This is a genomic window from Pantoea stewartii subsp. stewartii (assembly GCF_008801695.1).
In the GTDB taxonomy this organism is placed as follows: Bacteria; Pseudomonadota; Gammaproteobacteria; order Enterobacterales; family Enterobacteriaceae; genus Pantoea; species Pantoea stewartii.
The window spans coordinates 1-460 of record NZ_VZPF01000245.1 but is presented as its reverse complement, the minus strand read 5'-3'; the positions used below and the strand labels follow the sequence as shown (position 1 = coordinate 460).

Here is a 460-nt window from a genome sequence, read left to right as displayed (position 1 = left end):
TTACAGCAGCATGCTGAGCAGGAAGCGCTGGCGTTGCAGCAGCTGCGCGAGGAGTACAAGCGCGAGCATCAGACGCTGCTGGATGTGCGTCGCCTGTGCGAGCTGGAGCGCACCATTATTCAGCTGGCCGACGAGCGGGCCCGGCTGCAGCCGGAACAGCCCTGCCCGCTGTGCGGCTCCTGCCAGCATCCGGCCATCGACCGCTACCAGCAGTTGCAGCCAGATGAAAATCAGCAGCGGCAGTCGGCGCTGGAAACGCACGTGGCGCAGCTCAGGGAAGCCGGCACCGCGCGGGGCGAGCAGCTTAAACTGTCGCAGCAGCAACAGCAGGCGCTGCAACAGGAAATCGCCGATCTCGACCAGCAGATCGCCGCCACCCGCGAGCGCTGGCAGGCGCTGTGCGGTGAGCTGGCGCTTACCTTCAGCGCTGAACAGCACGCAGAATTCAGCGCCTGGCAGC

At 65.9% G+C, this 460-nt stretch carries 1 pseudogene; it reads left to right on the top strand.

What is annotated here, in order from left to right:
* A pseudogene (locus F7Q90_RS26005) lies at positions 1–460 on the top strand (exonuclease subunit SbcC); the annotation flags it as partial.